Source organism: Bartonella sp. 220B (assembly GCF_026930205.1).
GTDB lineage: Bacteria > Pseudomonadota > Alphaproteobacteria > Rhizobiales > Rhizobiaceae > Bartonella.
On record NZ_JANHOI010000001.1, the window covers coordinates 1 to 25,145 of the forward strand.

Sequence of the window (25,145 nt, forward strand, 5' to 3'; positions counted from 1 at the left end):
AATATCCCCATTCTTAAGAGATGTAATCTTGCTGTTGCTTTTCTCTCCTTCTTTTTCACTATGCGTTGCCACAAAAGCGCTTTTTGCCTTATCCCACAACAACGCATCTCCTTGAACTTCTTGCGTAATATTCGTGATATTTTGAGTAAGTTCATTAAACTTATTCGTTATATTGTTATTAACATTTGCAAAAGAGCTCCCCACACCAGCAAACGCAGTTGTTACATCATCATAGGTTGCATCAGAAATTTTGCCACCTTCATTGACTGTCTTAACCGTAAATTTAGGAGCAGTCCATTTGCCATCCTTGTAGCTAGCATTACCTCCAAGAGATTTCGCAACTTCACTACCTAAAAAATAAAGCTGAGAACCATTGATTGCATCTGTTGAGTCTTTTGCAACACTACCATTGGCAAGAAACTTAATCTTGCTATTCGTTTTTGTATCATCTTTTCCATGCTGCGCTACAAAGGCACTCTCGTTATCACTCCACAACAAAGCATTCTGCTTAATATTTTCAGTAACTGCCGTGTTACTTTGAGTAAACTCTTTTTGAAGATTCTCAAAAGAACTCCCTACACCAGCAAACGCATCCGCTACGCTACCATAGCTCTGCTCTTTAACTTCAGTGCCATCCTTATTGACAATCTTAACCTTGAAATCAGGCTTGGTCCATTTACCATTCTCGTATTTAGCTACGCCGCCAAAATAGCCCGCAACATTCTGATTTGTCTCAAAAAGTTGAGAACCATTGACCGCCTCAATTGAATCTTTAGAGATTGCACCACCTATCACACCGTAAATGGTTCGGTTCTCACCATTCTTGTTTTGAAGGTTGATTATTGTACCATCTGTTTCCTTACCGATGGTAATAGGACTACCTTCTTTCTCTTGCTTAACAAGGCTATCACTAACTACTTCGTTAATCTCATTCTTAATTTCATTCTTAACATTCGTGATAGAAGTACCAACTCCAGCAAATGCATCAGCTACAGTATCATACTTCTTCTCTTCAGAAACTCCATCAGCGTTAACTATATTAATCTTAAAATCAGGCTTGCTCAAAATTCCGTTCTCATATTTAGAACCACCGCCAAAATAGGTCGCAACCATGTTGCCCATTGAATAAAGCTGAGAGCCATTGACTGCATCCGTAGAATCTTTCGTAATGTTACCATTAGCAAGAGAGGTGATTTTACTATTCGTTTTTACTTTATCCTTCTCATGCTGTGCTACAAAGGCATTATCCTTTGTACTCCAGTTTAAAGAATCCTGTGCTACATCTTGAGATACTTCCTTAATACGCTGGTTTACATGCTTGATATTTTCATCAAGACCAGAAAAAGCCGTTCCAACATCTTTAAATTCAGCATCTTTTATTTCACCTGTCTTATCAATACTGGATAATTTGTAGGTTGGACCTGTGAAAGTACCATTGTTAAATACTGTCCCACCACCTAAATAGCTCGCAAAACTCTGAGAAATCTCGTTAATCTGACCACCATTAATTACATCTCGTGAATTCTCAGAAATCTGACCTTCAGCAACATTATGGAGACCAACAGGAGCGGAATCTTTACCCTTTCCAAAAGTCACACTCGCATAATTAATGCTGTTATTGTCATCAGCTTTTTTATCGTAATGAACAACAGCTGAATCATCAGATTGAAGACTGTTAGAAAGTTTCGCTAAACTTTCATCAAGCTGGCCTTTATTAACTGCTTCATTGACTTTCTCCGCTTTCTTAACTCCAGAAAGGGTTCTATCCTTACCTTCTTGGTCAGAAATAGTAATTGTATTACCGTGTTTTTCTGCACCAATTTTTATTAGTTGACTATTGTCATCCCACTTAACAAGGCTCTCACCTTCAACTTTGGTAATTTCATTATTAATCTGGTTGGTAATTTCCTTTTTAACATTCGTAAAAGAACTGTCTACACCTGCAAAGGCAGATCCAACATCATGATAAGTCTTCTCTTCAGAGCTACCATCGCCATTAACAATCTTAAGTTTAAATGTTGGAGCAGTCCATTTCCCATCTTTATATTCAGCGTCACCACCTAAATAAGTTGCAAGAGCATTGCCCACTGAATAAAGCTGTCTACCTGTAACTGCATCCACAGAGTCAGACGCAATATTGCCATCTGAAAGATGCGTAATCTTGCTATTGGTTTTTGCTTCTCCTTCGCCATGCGTTGCAACAAAGGCATTATCTTTTGTACTCCAATTCAAAGAATCTTGCGCAACACTTTGAGAAACTTCTTTAATACGTTTATTGACATTATCAATGTTTGTATTAAGTCCTGTAAAAGCTGAACCAACATCAGAGAAAGTCTTGGCTGTTATCTCACCCTTTTCATTAATATTCGACAAATTATAAGTTGTCCCTGTAAAAGAACCATCTTTAAAGGATGTATCACCACCCAAAAGTTGGGCAACCTCATTGCCAACTGTATTAATCTGGCCACCCGTAATTGCATCATGAGAATTTTTTTCAATTTTCCCATCAGCAACATTATGCAAGGCAACTGAGGTTTTATTTTTACCACCTAAAGTCACACTCGCATAATTAATACCACCATTTTCGCCATCTTTCTTATCATAGTGAACAACTGCTGATTCATCAGACTGAAGAGCATCAGAAAGATTCTTTAGTCCTTCATCAAACTGTGTTTTATTAACGGCTTCATCACCTTTTACTGCCGCCTTAACACCACTAATGGTTCGTCCATTACCATCCTTATTCAAAATACTGATTTCAGTACCATTTTCTTTCGCACCAATGGTAATTTTACCTGTTTCGCCATCATGCTGTATAAGGTTGTTTTCTGTAACATTCGTAATCTGTGTATTAATGTTTTGGACAGCTTCTTTAATTTGTGTCTGAACGTCGTTGGCTACTTTTTCTACGTGCGTGTTGACATTCTTTATATTCGTATCAAGGCCCTCAAAAGCTGAACCGACATCATTGTAAGAAGCACTGTTTATTTTACCATCAGCTGTAACAGAAGATAAATTATAGGTTGGCGCTTTTTTAGAAAGCACATTTGCTTCACCACCCAAATATGTCGAAACATTACTGTTTAATAATGTTATATCAGTATAATTCTTCGTAGCCTTATCATTAGTTTCTTTAATAGCCTTTGTATTTTTGGTTACATCAGCATTCGTTGCAAAAAGCTGTGAACCTGTTACCGCATCACTGGAATCTGCTGAGAGTGCGCCATCTTTTATACCAGTAATCGTACGCTTTTGCCCTTCATTATTGGTAATATTTATTTCACCACCTGCTACTTTCGCACCAATAGTAAGACGATGTGTTGCTTTGTCTTGTTGAACAAAACTTTCGCTTTCCACTTTGTTCACTACATTATTAACCTGTTCCGTCAATTTCTTCTGAACATTCGTAATTTCATTCTTAACATTCTTGAATGAATTACCTACGCCCATGAAGGCAGCTGCGACATCATTATAGGTAGAATCAGAAACATTGCCATCATTTTGGACGGTCTTCACTATGAATTTAGGGGCGGTCCAACTTCCATTCTTATATTCAGCGCCACCACCTAAATAAGTTGCAACATTCTCATTTGTATCAAAAAGCTGAGAACCATTCACTGCCTCGTTTGAATCTTTAGAGATTGTTCCACCTATCACACCTGCAATCGTCCGGCTCTCTTTATTCTTGTTTTGAAGATTAATTATACTGCCATCTTTTTCTTGGCCAATGGTGATAGATTTTGTCACCTCATCCCACTTAACAATACTCTCACCTTCAACTTTGGTAATCTCATTATTAATCTGGTTGGTAATTTCATTTTTAACATTCGTGATAGAAGCACCAACGCCTTCAAAAGCTTCTGCCACACTTTTATAAATCTTCTCTTCAGAAGTACCATCACTATTAGGCGTTTTAAGTTTAAATGTTGGAATGCTTACTTTACCATCCTTATATTCAGCACCACCACCTAAATAAGTTGCAAGTGCATTGCCTACAGAATAAAGCTGAGAACCATTTATAGCATCTGTAGAACCAGCAGAAATGTCACCATTAGCAAGAAATGTAATCTTGCTGTTTTCTGGTGTCTCTGTAACTTCACTCTTTTCTACTTTCTTCTTTTTATGATGAGCGACAAAAGCCTGTTCTTCATCGCTCCATAAAAGAGCATTTTGATCAACCTTTTGAGCTATCTCGTTATGAATATTCGTGACAGAATTTTCTACCTTCGTAATTTTATTGTTTACATTCGTAAAAGAACTGTCAACACCTGCTAAGGCAGATCCAACATCATGATAGGTTTGTTTTTGTACAGTATAGGTTGGTTCTGTACCTTTAAGAACATTTGCACCACCACCCAAATATTTCGAGATATTACTATCAAGAGAAGATATATTACTGTTTGCTTTTGTTATATCAGCAGCGTTCTTCGTAATCTTACTATTAGCTTCTTTAATATCATTGGTATTTTGGGTTACATTACTGTTCGTTGTAAAAAGCTGTGAACCTGTAACTGCCTCACTAGAAGCTTCTGAAAGGTCGCCATTCTTCAAACCAGTAAGCGTACGCTTTTCTTTATCCTTATTGGCAATATCAATTTTATCACCACCAATGTCCTTACCAATCGTGATATGCTGAGTTTCAGAATTTTGTTGAACAAGATTATCACCTTCAACTTTTTCAATTACATTATTTACTTGTTCAGTAACTTTATTCTGAACATTCGTGATAGAAGTAGCAATACCTTCAAAAGCTGCTGCTACATTCGTGTAAGTCTTCTCTTCAGAGTTACCATCACTATTAGGCGTTTTAAGTTTAAATGTTGGGATGCTTATTTTACCATCCTTATATTCAGCACCACCACCTAAATAAGTTGCAAGGGCATTGCCAACAGAATAAAGTTGCGAGCCTGTTACCGCTTCATTTGAATCTTCTAAGAGTGCGCCATCTTTTATACCAGTAAGCGTACGCTTTTCTTTATCATTATTGGCAATATCAATTTTATCACCACCAGCGCCCTTACCAATGGTGATATGCTTTGTATTAGCATCTTGTTTTACAAAACTATTGGCTGCTACTTGTTGTTCAATCTTTGTTTCAGCTGACTTCAACTGTGCAAAATTTACAGCATCGGTATCTGCAGTTCCGGTTTCCAAATTTGTAATTTTTTTATTGCCAGCTGAAATGCCGTCCTTCGTCATCTTTGGGCCATCAGCAACTATGAGACCTGCTGCACTTAAACTACTTGCCCCTAATTTTATAGTATCATGTATTTTTATGCTATCAAGCGTAAGATCCTTGGCTAAATCAAATGTTAGCTTATTGCCTTTATCGCCTTTCGCAATTTTGAAATTGCCACTTCCAGAAGAAAAATCTACCGTATTCTCTGTATCTGAACTAACGTTCGTAGGATTTTCTCCACCAATGGTGAACTGCCACCCTCCTCCTACCATTTCCCTTAATTCTTTTAACTGCGCAACATTCACAGCATCGGTATCTTCCGTTCCAGCAGAAACACCTACAATCTGCCGTGTACTTTTAATCTCACCCGTGTCTGCGTTATACTTACCCACACTCACTGCACCAAATCCAGACCGCCATGCGGGATCCTGTGATGTTGAAGTTTTTCCTGTCTTAGGACTATAACCTACCACGCCACCCCAATGCTTTTTTAGAACATTAGAGTTAGAACCCAAAGCAACACTAGACATAACAGACGTTTGTGTATTATAGCCAATAGCTATTGACATATTCCCTTCTGTTCGTGCTTTTGCACCTATGGCTATTGAATCTTCTGCAGAAGCTACAGCATCAGTAAAATCTTTGCTCGTTGTGTTAATTTTTAAACCTTTTATAGCTACTGCCTCTTGTACTGCTTTTAACTGTGCAACATTCACAGCATCGGTATCTGCATCTCCCTTTGCAACGTCTGTTATCTTTTTACTACCAGCGGAAATACCAGCCGTGGTCACCTTCGGGCCATTACTAATTACTAAGCCAGTTGCATCGAAGACGTTCGCTCCTACTTTCACCTCATCAACGGCTATGCTCTTGGCGAGATCAAAGTTTATAGTATTGCCTTTATCGCCTTTTGTAATTTTGAAATTGCCACTTCCAGAAGAAAAATCTACCTCACTATCCATAAGAACAGTTTGAGCATTTTCACCGCCAACGGATAAACTCCAACCTTTTGTTCTTACAACTTTTTCTAAATCTTTCAACTGAGCAACATTCACTGCATCAGAATTTTCAAAACCAGCTGCAACTCCCGTAATCTGTCTAGTTATTTTTTTCTCAAAATTACCAACACTAACAGCACCTCTAGTACTCTTCCATTCAGAGTCAGTATTTTTTGTTTCCCCCTGCAAAATAGAAGTGTACCCTGCAATATCAGCAGCTTTATCGGCAATAGATTCTGCACCTATAGCCACACCTGAATCTGCTGTTACTTTTGCATAAGTACCAAAAGCTACAGATCGTTTATTGTCTGCTTTAGCACGATATCCAATAGCAATTGATTCTTCGCCCTTTGCTATTGTACGAGCATCAGCCTCAAGCGGCTCATCATTCCACCTACCTTCGCTGCCTATTGCAACACTTTTTCCACCCATACTATAGGCCAAATGACCTACGACAACAGACTTGTTTTGCTCCACCTGTGCACCATAACCAACAGCAACCGAATCTGGGGCTAGCATTTGTATTTTGGCACCAATAGCAACCATATCACTTGTATTGTGGGCGTTTTCGTATACCGTTATATTCTCACCAAACAAAACATTAGTACCATTTGCGCCTTGCTGTAAAGAACTGCGACTTTGCGGTCCGGCACGGCTCAGCATTACTGCACTGTTATCACCAGCCTGCCCAATTTTAGGTAGAGAGAGGTTTCTTAATCGAGGACCTTTCTTAACAGTATCTTCTTTTAGCGATTCAGTGTTTGCTGAAACATTCACTCTCAACGCTGCTGGATTGCTCTCCAATGCTGAGACCAACACGGGCTGCGTAGATACAGCAAATCTAGAAGATGCTTCTCCTTCACTAATATGACTCGCATTTACATCAACAGGCGATGTTGTAGAATCATTATTTGATGCTCTGGATACTGTTTCAACAGTATTAGGCTTTCCACCTGAAGAATTCCCCGCTATACCAGCACTTACTGGAAAAACATTTGATAAAAATGCTACCATGGCAGCAAACGATACACCCTTACCCAAAGACCATAGATAAGAAGAGCGAAGGTGATTTTCGTTATTCCGCGCTAACATGATACATAACTTTTTCATAATAAATTCTCCAAGTAAGAAAATTAAACCATAAAAAAGACACATTTTTACATTATTTGAGGATGAAGAGTGGGTTTTAGAATTTGATTCTATTGTTTTGTATGATGGTAACATTTTGAGTCTTCTTGTATGGTTTTTTGTGTGTGTTTTGTAAAGTCTTAATAAAAAAATTGAAAATGTTAAATAAACATGGGAAAAAAGTATATTTAGATACTGAGTAAAAGGTAAGTTTTATATTGTCATAAGATGAGTTTAAATAAAGAGTTATTTTTTATATCTTAATAAGAGTAGAGGTTTTTTACTTAAGAAATCTAGTGTTACTTAAGGGATGTTTAAGTATTTTGGAAATATTTACCTTTCTTTTTTTGAGTGCGTTCTTTGTTATTTAAGATAATAATGTGAAACGTGTGTGATTTTGTGATCTGCTTTATTTAAATGCGTTGATCTTACCCCTTCTTCTTTCGCTTCCTTCAACAAAATGAGCCTTACTAATACACTTTCTGCATGTTTATAAAGCCTGTTATTAAATAGCAAAAAAAATGAATTCTTGATAAGAGTACATCATTATGGATTCTAGTGTGCTGCTTTTTCAACAAAATCACGTAATATTTTTCTATAAAATCGCAAAATTCATCGCCTCGTTCAGGTGCTATACTCAACTGAGGTAATCAATATTATCTCATTTTTAGAACTTATAAACTGCTCTACAAAAGTAATGGCATTTAAGATTTTCACTAAATTCGCTTCTAACATCAATTAAGTGCCATATGAACCCCGTACTCATAATTTCAATAAATCTCCTGACTTTATTAATGATTATAATGAATTGAATGCCAAACCTTATAAATGCTCCTTTTAAAGATATCACCAACACCTAAAGAGAATGATACTGGAAAAAACATATTTAAATGCTCTTATCAGATAAAAGGTTTATAATTCGTAAAGTTTAGAAGACTCATTTTGTGTATTTGAAAGGTAAAAGATAATGAGTTTGAAAAAAGACTTGTCTTCTAGCAAGTTTTAAAGCAAAAATTCGTGCATTAATCATTTGCTTGTTTTGTAAAGTGAATTGTAGTCTTTTTGTAAAAATGGTTAATATTGCTTTAATTTAGCTTCTCATTTACAAGAAAAAATGACTTTAAATGATTGCATAATCTCTTGGAAGATATTTGTTTTACTTTCACTATAATGAATCTAACGCTCGTTATAGCACAATAGAAAAATAACTAGAAAAAATAAACTCTCCTCGCTCTGCTCATAACAAAGCACACTCCAGCAGATTTTGGAGTGTGCTTTTTATCCGTAAAATTATGAAATATTCTTCTGTGAAATTTTGACTTTAAGTACAATTGTCATTTATAAAATTTTCGCCCTTGCCTCATCCGACAAGGGCGAAAATTCTGTTAAGTTCCTGTTTTCTTATTATTTTATTTTCAGAGTTATTGCACCACCTACTCCCCAATGACCGCCAGCACTTGTTGCTGAGAGATTAGAGCGGATTTTTCCATTTTCAGATGTGTAACCAGCACCAAGAGCAAACGCAGATTGTCCACGCCATGCACCGCTACCAAATGAAACACTCAAAGAGCCTGGATCGTCAAAGTAACGTAAGTTAGATACTGCTAAACCAACCGCTGCTGCTTGCCTTGCCTCTTTGCGTACGCTCTTAATGTCATAACTTAAAATATTAAACTTCATATCTGTATATTGGTTAGCCCGATCAACGGCATCATCAACCGCATCGATAACGATATTATTCACCCGTTGATCTGTGTAATGTTTCGATTCATCAAGAATAATCTTCATTTGCTGCTCAGTATAATCATGTAGTTGCCCACCATTAACTGCCTCTTTCGAGCCCTTCTCAATACGCCCATCAGCTACATTATCAATCAGAACAGGTTCACTAGCATCACCACCTTTTAAAGTGATCTTATTGGTTTTCTTTCCGTCTTCAGTTTTGTCATAGTGAACGGCCCCATCAGCAAGATTATTAACCGTGTTCTCAATATTATCAACTCTGTTTTCAATATTGGTAACTGTATTACCAATATCTCCAATTGTATTTGAAATATTATCAACCCTGTTTGTGATATGTTTAATATCTTTTTCAACGCCTGCGACACGTTCATTGGTCTTCCAAAGTTGTCCGCCATTAACCGCATCTTTTGAATTTTCTACAATATTACCGTCAGCTACATTGATAATTTTACTTGGCTTACCCTCATGTTTAGCATCATAAGCTCCCTTCAAATCATTCCACTTTAAAGCATCGGAATCTACCTTGTCGATAACATGATCAATACGATCATTTATGCTTACCATATTGCTACTCACACCACTAAGTGCATCAGCAACATTACCGTAGCTTTTCTCTTCCGTTGTTCCATCAGCATTGAGTTGTGCAACTTTGAAATTAGGAGCAGTCCATTGCCCATCCTGATAGCTAGCACCACCACCAAAATAGGCTGCAAGTTGGTTGCTCATATGATAGAGTTGATTACCCGTAATGGCATCTGTCGAACCATCAGCAATTCTGCCATCTTTGACATTAAGGAGAGCTACTGGTCCAACGCTGTTTTTACCCCCTAAGGTTACACGATTATAATCAACAACACCATTTTCTTTATCGTAGAGAACCGCTGCCGCACTTGCTGTCTCAATATTTTTAGAAATCTTCTCTATGCTTTTATCAAGTTGATCTTTGTTAACAGCTTCATCACCCTTTTCTGCTGTTTTCACACCAGAAATAGTGCGTGCTACACCACCAACACCTGCAATATTGATCTCAGTACCAGCTGTTGCCTTACCAATCGTGATAATCCCTGATGCCCCTCCCTCTTGTTGCACAAGATTGTCCTTTTTCATTTCGGAAATCTTACCATCAAGATTGGCAATAGAAATATTCACACCAGTGAAAGCATCCGTAACATTATCATATTGTGTATCCTTAATAAGGAAGGTTGGTTTGATACCAGCCTCTACATCTGTACTACCACCAAAATAGTTCGATATATTCTTAGCAATTTTGAAAATCTGTGAACCATTCACGGCATCTGTTGAATCGCTAGAAATTTCTCCATCCTTAAGAAACTTAATTTTGCTGTTTGTCTTTTCTCCATTTGGTCCATGAAGTGCAACAAATGCTCTTTCCTGTTCGCTCCACAATAAGGAATCTTTAGAAACCCCATCTATTTTCTGAGTAAACTCATTAACTACATGGTCTAAATGGCTATTTACATTTTTGACATTTGCATCAAGACCTGTCAAAGCTGAACCTACATCTTTAAAGATTTTCTGTTTTACACTACCATCTTCGGAAACAGTAGATAAATTATATCGTGGTCCTACAAAAGCACCATCTTGAAATGCAGCATCCCCACCAAAAAATTCTGCAATATCTCCGGATATTTTATTAATTTGGCTCCCATTGATCGCATCACCCGATTCTTCGGTAATTTCGCCATCTTTAACATTATGGAGAGCAACTGGTTCTTTGGTCTTATCGCCCCCTAAAGTGATACTCTTATAATTGACAGAATTATCACCATTTTTATCGTAGAGAACTGCAAATTTATTTGCTTCTTTAATGACTTGAATCCTGTCTGTTATATCTGCAATTTCACCATCGAGTTGTTGTTTATTAACAGCTTCATCATCCTTCGTAGCCGCTTTCACACCCGAAATTGCACGAGCTTCACCTGATTTGTTTGCAATATGAATCTCTGTACCTTCTATTTCCTTACCAATGGTGATACGATTTCTCTCTTCTTCTCGCTTAACAAGGTTATTGCTTTTTATAGTGTCAATAACATCAGCAATCTGACCATCGAGTTGTTGTTTATTAACAGCGTCATTCGCGTTTACTGCTGCCTTCACACCGGAAATTTTACGATCATCACCATCATTATTTGCAACATTGATTTCAACACCACCCTTTTCAGCACCAATAGTGATACGCTCTTGCTCATCATCCCATTTTACAAGACTATTTTCTGCTATTTGGCTTTCCATTTCTTTTAGCTGTGCAACATTCACTGCATCAGTATTTTGTTGTCCTTTTTCAAGTCCTATAATCCTTTTATTTCCAGCATCAATACCATCAGGCGTTACCTCTGGACCTCCTTTCTCAAAATGAAAGCCTTGATCATTCATAACGCTTCTTCCTGCAGTAACACTTGTCACATGAATATCATCCGCTAGATCAAATGTTACATTGTGATTGTCATCCCTTACAATTTTGATATTCTGTTTATTTTCACTGCCGGCTGCTTGTAAATTTACTGTACCATTTTGGCCAATGGCTATAGCATCTCCACTGTTGACAGAAAGCTGCCAACTTGTTTTCGCTGCCTCTTTCACAGCGTTTAGCTGTGCAAAATTTACTGCATCAGTATCTTCAGTCCCCTCTGCAACTCCTGTAATCTGTTTATCACCAGCATAAATACCATCCACAGTTATTCTAGCTCCATCAGCAAACATAATGCCATCATCACTTATAGAGCTTCTTCCAGCGGTAACTCGCTCCACTGTAATATTTTTGGCTAAATCAAATTTTACATTATTGTCTTCAGCACCTTTTGTAACCGTAAGATTATTACTTGCAGCCGATAAATCTACTACACTCGTTGCACCAACTGTCGTGGCATTTTTACCTCCAACAGACAACTGCCAATCTTGGCCTATGTAGGATTGTAATTCTTTTAACTGCGCAACATTAACGGCATCAGTATCATTACTACCAGCTGCCACCCCTGTAATCTGACGCGTTAGTTTTTCTTTAGGATTACCAACACTCACTGCTGCTAGTGTACTTTTCCACCCGTAGTCCTCATTCTCTGATACTCCGTTTTTCAAAGGACTATAACCGCGAACACCAGCAAACGCATCAGCTACGGACTCGCTTCCAAGAGCAACACCGCCCTCTACAGTCGCTCTTGCATCGAAACCCACAGCAATCGCATCTTGTTTATCTGCACGTGATTTGTTACCAAATGCAATACTTTCAGTGCCTGTTGCTTTTGCAAGCCCACCAATAGCAATTGCCCCTTTTTCTCCTGTCTCTGACGCAACTCCTATAGCAAGACTTGCTTGTCCACCCGCAAGAGCAAAAAGACCAAAGGCTTGTGCTCCACCCCTCTTTGTGGTCGCACCCGCTCCAAATGCTGTTGAATAATTGCCCATTGCGGACGATCCACACCCAGTTGCAAAAGAATAAACACCAAAAGCTTCAGGCATAGCATTCAAAAGACCACCGGTTGCTCTTCCCATATACCCACCGCTATTAGTTGTAGCATCACTAACCCAAACAATCTGTCTATCTCCCTGATCAAAAGGCTTCTTGCCAGAAAAATCTTTGTTCAGAGAAACGCCTTCATATAGTTCCTCTGCAGTCATTTGATTAACAGTGCCTTGATTCTTTCCACCACGGCCAATAACATTAAACACACCACAGTAATCATCATCGCCAGCTAACACAATACTACCATGACTACCCTTTGAGTAAGACACACCAGCACCACTTGTGCTTAAAACCGCTCCACCTGTTATCGCAAGGTTTGCAGCGATTACAGGAGAAACACTCGACAAAAGTGTTGCTATAACAGCCCCCAATGAAACAGCTTTAATCGAATTTGGTGTTGAGTATTTTTTCATAATTCCCCTCCCTATAATAATATATTTAAGACGCAAAAAAACATTCCCTCATGTTGCAAGGACTTCTTATCTTTTTGTTTCTGCCTGCTTTCGCACTAAAAATAAAACAAGATATAAGCTGTTATGCTACAGCACCTTTAAAGGGGAATTAGAGGGCGCCTTGTGAAAGTCAAGTTAAGTAACATCAAAAAACATATCTTATTACGAGAATAATGTTAGACTTTTCTCTTAAAAAGAGTGTGTGGCTTTTCGCTTTAAGCTCTTTGGAATTGGTATAATTTTTGCGTCTCTTTATTTTAGGAGAGCGTTTATTCTTTTCAAGCAAGATTTATGTAACGCTTTTTAATAAAATGCCCCTGCTTCATTAAAGTAAGGGCAAAAAGTGTATTTAAGAAAACTGTTTCTGCATCAATTTAGTGTCATGTTAAGTCCTGCACCGACACCCCAATGCCCACCTGAACTCGTAACCGATACATTAGAACGAATGTTTCCTTTTTCAGATGTATATCCAGCACCAAAAGCAAAAGCAGATTGACTACGCCATAAACCGCTACCAAATGCGACACTTAATTTTCCAGGTGTATCATTGTACCGTAAGTTAGAGACTGCCAACCCAATCGCTGCTGCTCGTCTTGCCTCTTTGCGTACATTTTCAATGTTGTAATTTAAAGCCTCAAACCTCATGTTTGTGTAGTGGTTCGCGCGTTCAACAGCATCATCAATCGCATCGACAACGATATTATTCACCCGTTGATCTGTATAATTCTTTGATTGATCAAGAATAATTTTCATTTGCTGTTCAGTATAATCATGCAATTGCCCCCCATTTACAGCTTCCTTCGAGCCTTTCTCAATGCGGCCATCAGCTACATTATCAATCAGAACAGGTTCACTGGCATCACCACCTTTTAGAGTGACTTTATTGGCTTTCTTACCATTTTTATCTCTGTCATACCGAACAGCGTCCTCTGCAATATCGTTAATTCTATTATCAATATTATCAACTTTGTTTTCAATATGGAAAACCGTTTTACCAATATCCGTAACCGTAGTGGAAATATTGTCGACTCTGTCGGTAAGATGCTTAACATCTTTTTCAACACCCGTGACACGTTCATTGGTTTTCCAAAGTTGTCCACCATTGACGGCATCTTTCGAGCCTTCTTCAACCTTACCATCAGCTACATTGATAATTTTATTCGGCTTACCATCGCGACTAGCATCATAGGCTTTTTTATCATTGTTCCACTTTAAAGCATCTGAATCAACCTTGTTGATGACATCATCAATACGGTTATTAATATTTGACATATTTTTATTGACGTCACCAAAAGCATCAGCGACATTATGGTGCTCTTTCTCAACAGTCGTACCATCAGCATTGACTTGAACAATCTTAAAAGTAGGATCTGTCCATTTTCCATCCTTATAACCCGCACCACCACCAAAATATGCAGCCAACTGGGTACTCATGAGATAGAGTTGATTCCCTGTGATAGCATCCGTTGAACCTTCAGCAATGTTTCCATCCAAAAGGAATTTTAACTTGCTGTTCGTCTTCTTTCCGTTTTTTTCGTGACGTGCAACAAATGCCTGCTCATCTTCACTCCAAAGTAAAGCGTCTTTAGAAAGACCATCTATTTTTTGACTAAAATCATTGGCTACATTTGTTATGCGAGTATTCACACTTTTGATATTTGCATCAAGTCCATTCAAAGCTGTACCAACATCACGATAATTAACTTTTGCTACCGTACCATCTTCAACAATAACAGATAAACTATATTTTGGTCCTACAAAATCGCCATTTTCGAATTTAGCTCCTCCACCAAAATATTTTGCTATATTCCCGGATATTGTATTAATTTGACTACCATTAATGGCTTCTGTTGAATTGGCAGAAATTGTACCAGCTTTGACACCAGCGATAGTCCGGTCTCCATCACTGCCTGTAATATCAATTTTCATACCACCTTTTTCCTTACCAATAGTGATAAGATTCTGGTCTTCGTCCCATTTAACAAGGTTATTTCCTGCTACTTCTTGTATTTTCTCTTCTACTTTTTTCAACTGAGTAAGATTAACTGCATCCGTATCTAAAATACCTTCTGCCACGTTTCTAATCTCTTTATTGCTAGCATCAATACCGCCATATGTTATACTTGGACCACGTTTAATCACTAAGCCATTATCAGTTATAGTAACTTCATCCCCTACTTTTATTGTATTAACTTTAATAAATTTGTTTAAATCAAATTTTACCTCGTTATCATCGCCTCTTACAATGTTGATATTTTTGTGACTATCCTTATCCGCAGCGGCTACAAACTTTACTGTACTCTCTGCTCCAATATCTGTAGCCTCTTCATTTTCAACAGCAAGTTTCCAACCTGTTTTAATTTTCGCTGTAAAGTCTTTTAGCTGTTTATAATTCACAGCATCGGTATCTCCCTTTCCCGCTGCAACTCCCGTAATCTTTTTATTGCCAGCGAAAATACCACCAGTAGTCATATTAGGACCACCAGTAATTATGAAACCATCATCGCTTACATTCGTTTTATCTGCTATTACACGTTTAACTCTGATAATATCATTTAAACCAAATTGTACAGTATTGTCACTGCCTTTGGTAATTTTGATATTCTTACTTTCTTCATTACCTTCCTCTGCAATAACACCTACAAAATCTACTGTGCTACCAGCCTTAACATCCACAGGATTTGCACCATTAACAGAAAGTTTCCAACCTTTTTCTGAAAGTGTTTTTACATCTTTCAACTGTTTATAATTTACTGCATCAAAATCATCTTCCGCATCTGCAACTCCTTTAATCGTTTTATTACCAGCATGAATGCCAGTAACAGTTATACTCGGACCATCATCACCAGTAAACCTAAAACCAACAGCATCCATAATGCTTTCTCCTGTAGTGACACTCGTCAACTTAAGATCATCACTTAAAGTAAAGTTGATTTTATTCTTATTATTACCTCCATTGTCTTTGGTAATCTTTAAGTTGTCTTTGCTCTCTTCATTATCGCCATTTTTCACTGAAAAATCTACAATATTGCCTGAATTCACATCTGTAGGATCGGTATCGTTAGCAGAAAGCTGCCAAGCCCCTCCTCCTGCTATTTGATTTTTTATTTCTTTCAGTTGTGAATAATTCACTGCATCGGTATCATCAGTCCCTGCGACCACTCCTGTAATCTTTTTATCGCCAGCAGAAATACCATTCACTGTTATGCTTGGACCATTACCATTAAGAAACTTAAAGCCGTCATTACTCATAATGCTGTTGCCTGTAACAACAGTCGTTAGCGTAATCTGATCACTTAAAGCAAATGTAACTTTATTGTTGTGATCTTTTTGAATCTTGATATTTTTACTTTGTGTCCCCCTAGTCTCACCAGCAATAAGATCTACTGTACTACCAGCTTTAACATCTGTAGTGTTGCTACCATCAACAGAAAGTTTCCAAGCTCCTGCCAAAGCTTCCATAGCTTTTAGCTGTTTATAATTCACTGCATCGGTATCGTTACTTCCTTCTGCTACTCCCGTAATTTTTTTATTGCCAGCAGAAATGCCTTCATTCTTTACGCTTGGACCATTAGTAATCACTAAGCCACTGTCATCTAAAGAGCTTTTTCCTGTAGTGACACTCATCAACTTAAGATCATCACTTAAAGTAAAGTTGATTTTATTCTTATTATTACCTCCATTGTCTTTGGTAATCTTTAAGTTGTCTTTGCTCTCTTCATTATCGCCATTTTTCACTGAAAAATCTACAATATTGCCTGAATTCACATCTGTAGGATCGGTATCGTTAGCAGAAAGCTGCCAAGCCCCTCCTCCTGCAATGACATTCCTCATAGCTTTCAGCTGCGCAACATTAACAGCATCAGTATCTTCACTTCCCGCTGCAACTCCTGTAATTTGGCGTGTTAGTTTACCCTCTGTACCATTAGGCGCAACACCAACTTCTCCAACGCTGAAAGCGCCTGTGGTGCTTTTCCATGCTATACCACTATCTGTCGAGGCAGCATTTAAATGAGGGTCATAGCCAGCAAAACCCTTCTCTCTATAAGAGATAGATCCCCCACCCACAGCTACACCATCCTTAGAAAACACTTGTGCATTTACACCAATGGCAACAGAATCTTCCGTTTCAGCATAAGCAAATGTCCCTATAGCAATCGCATTTTCAGCCTTTGCTATTACTTTTCTGTTAGGATCATGTTCTTCAGTTCTGTCAGAACGCCTGCTACCTATCGCAATAGAACCTGAAGCTTGAGCTTCAGCCTCTGAGCCTATAGCAATCGCATAATTCTTTTCTGCCCTTACCCTTGTTCCTAAAGCAACACTATTTTCACCTAATGCAGTTGCAAGCCCACCAATAGCAACTGCAGATTTCCCTGATGCCTCTGAATCAACACCCATAGCAACACTTGCTATACCACCTGCAAGCGCAGAAACACCAAAGGCTTGCGCTCCACCAGCCTTTGCTGTCGCGCCTGCACCAAACACCGTGGAATAATTACCTGTTGCAGCAGATCCACAACCGGTAGCAAAAGAATAAACACCATAAGCCTCAGGCATAGCATCCTCAGTACCAAAAGTGTTTGTTCCCATATAAGTACCATTATTGGACAAAATTCCTTCACTAACCCAAGTAACCTGTTCAGTGGTCGTACCATAAGGACTACGACCGTTAAAAACTTTTTCACCAATAAATCTCTCATATTGTTGCTTTGCTGTTATTCGAGAAGTGTCTTTTATTGCCTGCTGTTGTTTGCCACCACGTCCAATAACACTATCTGCACCACAGTAATTGTCATCACCAGCCAAAACAACACTCCCATGACTACCATATATATAGGAAACACTGGTACCACTTGTACTATTATTATTTCCTCCGACAAAAGCAAAGTTAGCAGCAAAAACAGGAGAAACACTCGATAAGAGTGTGACCATTGCCGCACTGAGCGAGACAGCTTTAATTAAATTTGGTGTTGAATATTTTTTCATAATAAATCCCTCAATATAGAGAATCCTTAAAGCCAAAACGCAGTTCAGCTTCGCCACAACAGGCAATAAAAAATACTTTGCAAAATCATGTTTGCGCACTAGAAAAATTTTAAAAAGACAAAATGCCCCCTCTCGACGCCTAGAGTTTTCTCAGCATCATCCTACAACTTCTGAAAAGACATTGGATGTTAAAAAATTCCCCATCAATAAAGGGAATTAAATAAAAAATAAGCAATCTACTTGCAAATTATGTTATAATCTCCATCATGAACAGTATAATCCACTTCTTATAAAACGATCTCTCATTTTCAGATAAAGCGCATAAACAAAATGGCAAGAGTAGAGAAAAATAATTTTTCATTGTGTTAGAAACACACTATCATAAACTGTAAAATGTATTTTTATATAAAGACAATCCTACGGTATAGTTTCACGAAACGTATGAACACTACATAGAAATTTGTATTGTTCAATCTTCTCTAGAAGATAAAATGCGTGATAGTGTTTTCAAAAACTAAAAGATCTGTAGAGGTAGTGCTATTTTTGAACTTGGATTTTTATAGAAAATCAAAAAAATTTTTGTTGCAGAAGACTGTTAATCTTGTGGCGTTGTTGGTTGTGTTTTCTCAGCTTCTATTTGACGTTTTAAATGCAATTTCAAAAGCGGGAAAGTTGCTTCAACTTCTTCCACATCACTGATGTTTTGAATAAGCTCTTGTAATTTTCCATAAAGTTCTGCCGCTAATTCCGCTATATCTTCAGGAGAAATTGTTATCTTTGCATCATGATAGGTCGTATAAACCAAACGCCCAAGCTTTTTCATCAGTCCAGCAGGAATAGCTTGCAGTTTAAAACCCGCTGCTTTCGCCTTTGCCATGTCTGTAAACATTTCACCATTGCCAGTAATGAGCCAATCTAATGAAACACCACAGATTTCTTGATATTTGGAGAGAGCAGAAGCAGTAGGCTCACTTATACCAGTTTCATACGTTCCTATGGAACCAGCAGTTATACCAAGATGTTCAGCAAATTGTTTACGTTCCTTGAAACCAAGGGTGCGACGCACTTCACGAAAACGTTTTGCCAAATCAGTTTTAGGTTCTGTTTCTGGACGTGCCAAAAAACTACTCCAAAATCAATATAATTGTTGACTAAATAATTATATTGATTTATATTTCTTAATTACCGCTCGTTAGATGAGCGGTTATCACACACATAACCCCACAAAATGGATGTTGCCGTATCCATTTAAGTAGGAGCGAAAATTATGACAATCACATAAAGATAGTACTGCCATAGTATTTTTCGAGTTTATGCCGCAAAACATGATCCGTGGCAAAACTCACGAGAGTTTACCAAATACCGTTATCCAATGTCAAAAAATTTGGACAGTTTTTTAATTACATAAGAAAAAAGGTTTCTCAATGTCTCAAAATCAAGTCGAAATGGGTAAAATAAATTGGTGTTTTGCAAAAAATGAAAGCAGATCGGAAATGATAGATGCCTCGTTGTTAATGAAGTTCAAAATCTAACCGATAAAGCAATTCATCAATTATGCCAAGTTATTGATATCAATAATTCTGGTTTGAATTTCGTTAGCAATGATAAAATCTCAGAGCATTTTTATCAAAATGATACATCTTCTGCGCAAACGAAAAGCCGTCTGCCAATCATGTATTCTCAATACTATAAGTCCTATAATAAAGATCTTGCAATATGCATGCACAAGTGGGAAACTGAAGTTCTTGGAACAAGAAAATTTCTGATAGATAGTGACTTAAAAGTTGATGTTTTGCGCCAAATCGACAAAACTATGATAGTGATATGCATGAAAGCTTTTGACGATCATAATGCAATGGCGCTTAAATACATAAAACTGCATTAAAAAAAACCGTGATGTGGAGACATGAACATGACCTCTTTACGCGATAAAGAATTATCGGATACGCTTGTTGGTCTTTATGACGATTATCAACGCGGTTTTGACATTGGAGAACAGCTTAAATCATGTGTAGATTTAGCTTTATCTCTTGAATTAGAATTAAGTATCTGTCGTTTAAGTGAAACAGATATGGTTTTTAAAAAGGAAATTGTAGAAACTCTACGCCGTCGTAGAATGCCTCTTTCCAATAAAAATGAAGAAGAGACTGTGACTCATATGGATTTTGAAGAATACAAATAACACAATACAACCCTGATATGGTGTGAGATTGTCTGACTGCCTTCCACTCTTCTTTACTTAAATAGAAATGAAAAACTTTTAAAAAATTGCAAAATGCTGTCTCCCTTCCCTCTCACGAAAGTGAGGTTAAGAAAAAAGGCATCTCAAGTTTCTATAGTAATTCATCAAAAACTGGCTCATATTTTATGGCACTTATAAAATTTATGCATTATTCATTACAAACAGCCATTCCTCTTCAACTATCCTTAGGAACTTATGCTTAACATACGGAACAAAGAAAAGCATCTCAATTACCTATGTTAGCAATTGTAAAGGGAAATTCGATGACACAAAATATTCAACCACAAAGCGAAAAGTTTGATGGATTGGCTGATGATTATGATCGCTATCGTCCACGCTATCCCCTCCCTTATTGAAAACCATGCTACTGCCTTTTAAGGACAAAAAACATTTATCCATCGTGGATGTAGGAGCTGGAACCGGTATCGCATTAGAAGGAATTGTCAAACTTCTGGGAAATGAACACCAATATCATGCTATCGATATATCCTCGGACATGATTAAGCAGGGGCGAAAAAATTTCCTACTGTGCAATGGTATCAAGGCCAAGCCGAAAGCCTATTGCCCAAAATCGGCAAGCTTGATCTTGTTGTTGTGGCACAGGCGTTTCAATGGATGGATCGCCCTCGATTGCTTTGTGCTGTCTCAAACCAACTCCAAACCAATGGTATCATAGCGGTTATTCAAAACAATCGCAATTTTAAGCAGAGCGAATTTCTCACCGCTTATGAGACATTATTAGAAGAAATGAGCCCTCACTATTCCCGTTATTATCGTCATTTTGATTTTTTACAGGAAATGAGCGATGGCTTTAGGGTCAATCCAGAAAAGATTGCTTTACATACACATGATTGGTCAATGACGATCTCATCCAAAAACTTTATTGGAATAAGCCGCTCCTCAACGCAAGCACAACGCGCCATTGCTAGCCATCAAGAAGAATATTTGCAGAAATTGGGTACATTGATAAAGCAATATGAAATACAAGGAAATTTGGAGATTCTGTATCGAAGTGAACTTTACATGTATGCAAGATAATCCCATATTTATGGTTGCCTCTTCTGCCTGTCAGCATACAAAATAAGCAATGTGCGAAAAATCCACGCATATTAAAATGCTAATTTGAGAGACATTTGTACCGCCTTTCTCCTTTGGTTCCCAATTCACGTCTTATTACATCGATCTTTATGTTCCGTGTCCATGAACTTTGCTCAAATAAAGAGAAAGCGTTTTTTGTCTCTCAATAATATGCCAGAGATAGGAAAATTGAGTTAATTTACACTTTGGACGCACCAAGGATAGAATAGCATCACTTTATACCAAAACAGCAGATAGGCAACGGTGAGCAATAGAAGTAATAAAAAAGGTATGGGATAGACAGGAAAATAAGTTAAAAGAATCAAAGAATACAAGATTCCTGAACTTGCATAGACCCCTTTAATTCTTAAAGTGGCGGAGAGAGAGGGATTCGAACCCTCGATATGGTTTCCCATATACACGCGTTCCAGGCGTGCGCCTTCAACCACTCGGCCACCTCTCCAGAGGTCCGCACTATACCCAGAAAGAAATAACGTGCAAGCTTAAACTCATACTCACAACTCAAAAAAATAACTTTATTTATCAAAACAAGACGAAAGCCTTATTAAGGATAAATACATTTTCTCTTTTTCAACAAGCAACTTTTTTCCGTGGATAGACAGTACTCCCCCTATTATCACTACCTATATTTAGAAAACAACAAAATAAGCACCTTCATGAATCGTCACCAATACGAAAACGTGCTTCGTGAGAATAATAAAATCTATTCTAACAAAAATGCTTGATGATGTGCTTTTGCTTTACCAAATTATAAGATTAATAAATTCTCCGTCCCCTTAAACTTCCCTATATCACTTTATATCATTGCTAAGAGCACGTACAGCCTGTGCAGTTTCACATTGTAATGCCTTTCTTGCTAAAATTTTCATGTCTTCAAAACTATGGGTCTGCAAACATGCTTTTACTGAAGAAATATCACTGGATATCATAGAAAGTTCATTAATCCCCAATCCTGTCAAAATCATCGCTGCAAAAGGATCTCCCGCCATACCACCACACACACTAACCCAACAATTATGTTTTTCTGCACCTTGTACAGTCTGATGTATCATACGCAAAACCGCTGGATCAAGACTATCAGCTTCAGACACAAGGTAAGGATTCTGTCTATCAACTGCCATTGTATACTGCGTTAAATCGTTCGTTCCAATGGAGAAAAAATCCACATAGGCACTCAAAACATCTGCCATAATAGCTGCTGCCGGAACTTCGATCATAATACCAATCTTTAATTTAGGCGCACCAAGATCATGACGTATTTCTTCTGTGATCTTTTTTATAGCAAAAACCTCTGAAACAGACATAACCATCGGAAACAGAAGCCATAAATCTCCACCTTCTTTTGCCACTCTATACAAAGCACGTAACTGAGGAACCAAAAGATCACGTCGCCGCAATAAAAGCCGCGTTCCCCGAATTCCTAAAAAAGGATTGTCCTCTTTAGATAAATGTAAATGTGTAACCTGTTTATCTCCACCAATATCGAGTGCACGAATAATCAATGGCTTATCCCCCACCGCTGTCATCATCGCTCGGTACACATCAAATTGTGCTTCCTCATCTGGAACATAGGGGCTCTCTAAAAACAAAAATTCTGTACGCATAAGACCAATACCTTCAGCTCCCAAGTCCAACGCAACAGAAACCTGATTTGTGTAGCTGACATTAGCCATGATACGAATCTTTTGACCATCCGTCGTTTGCACAGGTAATCTACATACGCGTATCTCACTCTCATGCTTTTGCGCAAAAATGCTTATCTGCCTTTCTACATCTTCAACATCTTCAGGAGAAGGATCAAAATAAATGAACCCATTATCACCATCAATAATAGCTTGAACATCATTCTCAACTGCCAAAATATCATCACCTGTAGCAACAACCATTGGGATACCCAGAGTACGTGCTAAAATTGCCGTATGAGACAGTGGACCTCCCCATGCCGTTACTAACCCTTGCACTTTTGTACAATCAAGCTGAGCTACATCAGAAGGAGATAGATCATCTGTAACAAAAATAATACCGCTCGGAAGGTCATTTAAAAAGAATGGTTTATATGATGGATTTATTTCGCCTAAAACACGACGACCAACATCAACTAAGTTAACAGCACGCGCCGCTAACAAAGGATTATTGACCTGAGAAAACATATCCACAAATTGCTGAATCGCTCTATCCCAAGACCAAGCAACACCATGACCTTCTGCTATAAAACGATAAGCTTGAGCTATCAGATTTTCATCTTCAAGCAAAACCATTTGTGCAGAAAAAATCGCAGCAGAATCTGCTCCCATACGCGCTGTGATATCAGAAATAACGGATGCCATTTTACGTCTTGTTTTTGTAAGAGCATTTTCAAGATATGCCGTCCCAATTGCAAAATCAACAGGCTGATCCGTTATGGAAATATTATTTTGTTTTAAAACAAAAATCTTTCCCAAAGCTAACCCTGAACTTGCACCAACACCAGAAATACCTTTTTGCCCAGAACGCGGAGACCAGCCATGAAAAGTCTTGGTTTGAGACTCTATTTCTCTCATCATACACTTTTCACTTATGCTCACTTTCTTCGCAACAGAAATTGCATCTTTAAGCAGTTGCACACCTTCTACAGCATCCGTCGAAAAAATAAGAACATCACCGCTTTTTGCTCCTAACTGCAATAAACCAACCAAATTTTTCATTTCAACAGCATATTGACCATGGCGAATTCTGATAGAGCTCTTAACCTTTTTTGCAAAGTCAACCCAAAGAGAAGCTGGTCGTGCATGAAGACCACTTGGATAATCTAAAGTCCATTCTTGGCAAACCGAAAGATCACCAATAGAAGTCTTTCCCATCTGCATATCTTGACCAAATAAAGTTGTAACAATCTGTTGTTTATCCGTAGTCGTTGAAAGTGCTTCAAGCAGTTCCTTATCATATAAAAGAGGCGCCAATTGTCTGCAAATCTCTCTATAACGATCTGGACAAGCTGCAATGGCAATAACCAAACGCGCTTTCTCACCCTCCCGCCATTCAACACCTGCAGGAATCTGTATAACAGCAACAGCATCTCTGATAATCAAATTATGGTTTTCAACCATTCCATGGGGAATGGCTATACCATTCCCAAGCCAAGTATTTGTGATTGCTTCACGTTGAAGCATGCTTGCTAGATAACATTCATCAACTGCACCGGCCTGCACAAGCAATTCACCAGCAGCACGAATCACATCATTTTTATGCTCAAAAGCAGCTGCAAGTTGTACAGATCTTATAGACAAGATTTCACTCTCGTTAAATTCTGTATTCATTGCTTCGACTTCTTCACATCTCATGATGAATTTAAACTCCCTCACGTTTGAGCATGAATATTTCTGATAAATTTTATTTCAAAGCCGCATTTTTCAACATACAACGTATAAATAACATTGCGACTTCTCTTTTTATTGTATGGAATATAATGAACTGAGACATTTCCCCCAACGCGATCCATCAAACGCTTGGATATCATCCTCTACCAAGTTACGAAAAGTTATCATAGATAAATCGAACTCCCACTCTTTATTTTACAAAGATCAATACCCCAATCCTTGCACCCTCAACAAATTGAAAAGCTCTTTAAAAAACGCTCTCACTTCCCCAAGTTATTTGGCATAACCTGTCATGACACCCCATAACCGTTTAAAGAACATGAATAGCCCCACTACCCCTTCAAATTTCTCTTAAAATTCTATGAAAATAAATTGCCTTTTTAAAACAAATGGTTTGGTGCTTTTTCGTGCGCAAAAAACCTTCTGCATCATTATCATACCCTGATTATTGGCAAACTCCCTCCTCATATTAATGCCTT

General features: G+C 37.9%; 6 protein-coding genes, 1 tRNA gene and 1 pseudogene. 2 read left to right on the forward strand and 6 right to left on the reverse strand.

Annotated elements, in window-relative coordinates; all coding sequences use genetic code 11:
- From NPX99_RS00005 to NPX99_RS00020, 4 genes are all read right to left on the reverse strand, one after another.
- A partial coding sequence (locus NPX99_RS00005; RefSeq protein WP_269029728.1) for a hypothetical protein occupies positions 1-7,287 on the reverse strand: 7,287 nt, incomplete at its 3' end.
- Positions 7,288-8,709: 1,422 nt separating this feature from the next.
- Positions 8,710-12,942 (reverse strand): Vomp family autotransporter, encoded by a 4,233-nt coding sequence (locus tag NPX99_RS00010; protein ID WP_269029729.1) that lies wholly within the window; start codon positions 12,940-12,942, stop codon positions 8,710-8,712.
- Between the two features lie 408 nt (positions 12,943-13,350).
- A complete protein-coding gene (locus tag NPX99_RS00015; protein WP_269029730.1) occupies positions 13,351-17,970 on the reverse strand; it encodes a Vomp family autotransporter in 4,620 nt (1,539 codons plus the stop codon).
- Between the two features lie 595 nt (positions 17,971-18,565).
- Positions 18,566-19,090, reverse strand: coding sequence for a helix-turn-helix domain-containing protein (locus tag NPX99_RS00020; protein ID WP_269029731.1), 525 nt, complete (start codon positions 19,088-19,090; stop codon positions 18,566-18,568).
- Positions 19,091-19,882: 792 nt separating this feature from the next.
- Between NPX99_RS00020 and NPX99_RS00025 the strand changes: the two genes are divergently transcribed.
- Positions 19,883-20,152 carry a hypothetical protein gene (locus NPX99_RS00025; protein WP_269030013.1) on the forward strand — a complete coding sequence of 90 codons (270 nt, stop codon included), beginning with the start codon at positions 19,883-19,885 and terminating at the stop codon, positions 20,150-20,152.
- A 323-nt stretch (positions 20,153-20,475) separates the two neighbouring features.
- Positions 20,476-21,250, forward strand: a pseudogene (locus NPX99_RS00030) (class I SAM-dependent methyltransferase).
- 412 nt (positions 21,251-21,662) lie between these two features.
- Here the strand turns inward: NPX99_RS00030 and NPX99_RS00035 are convergent.
- A tRNA-Ser gene (locus tag NPX99_RS00035) sits at positions 21,663-21,752 on the reverse strand.
- 349 nt (positions 21,753-22,101) lie between these two features.
- Complete coding sequence (ptsP, locus tag NPX99_RS00040; RefSeq protein WP_269030014.1) at positions 22,102-24,606, reverse strand: phosphoenolpyruvate--protein phosphotransferase; 2,505 nt, start codon at positions 24,604-24,606, stop codon at positions 22,102-22,104.
- Between the last annotated feature and the right edge of the window lie 539 nt (positions 24,607-25,145).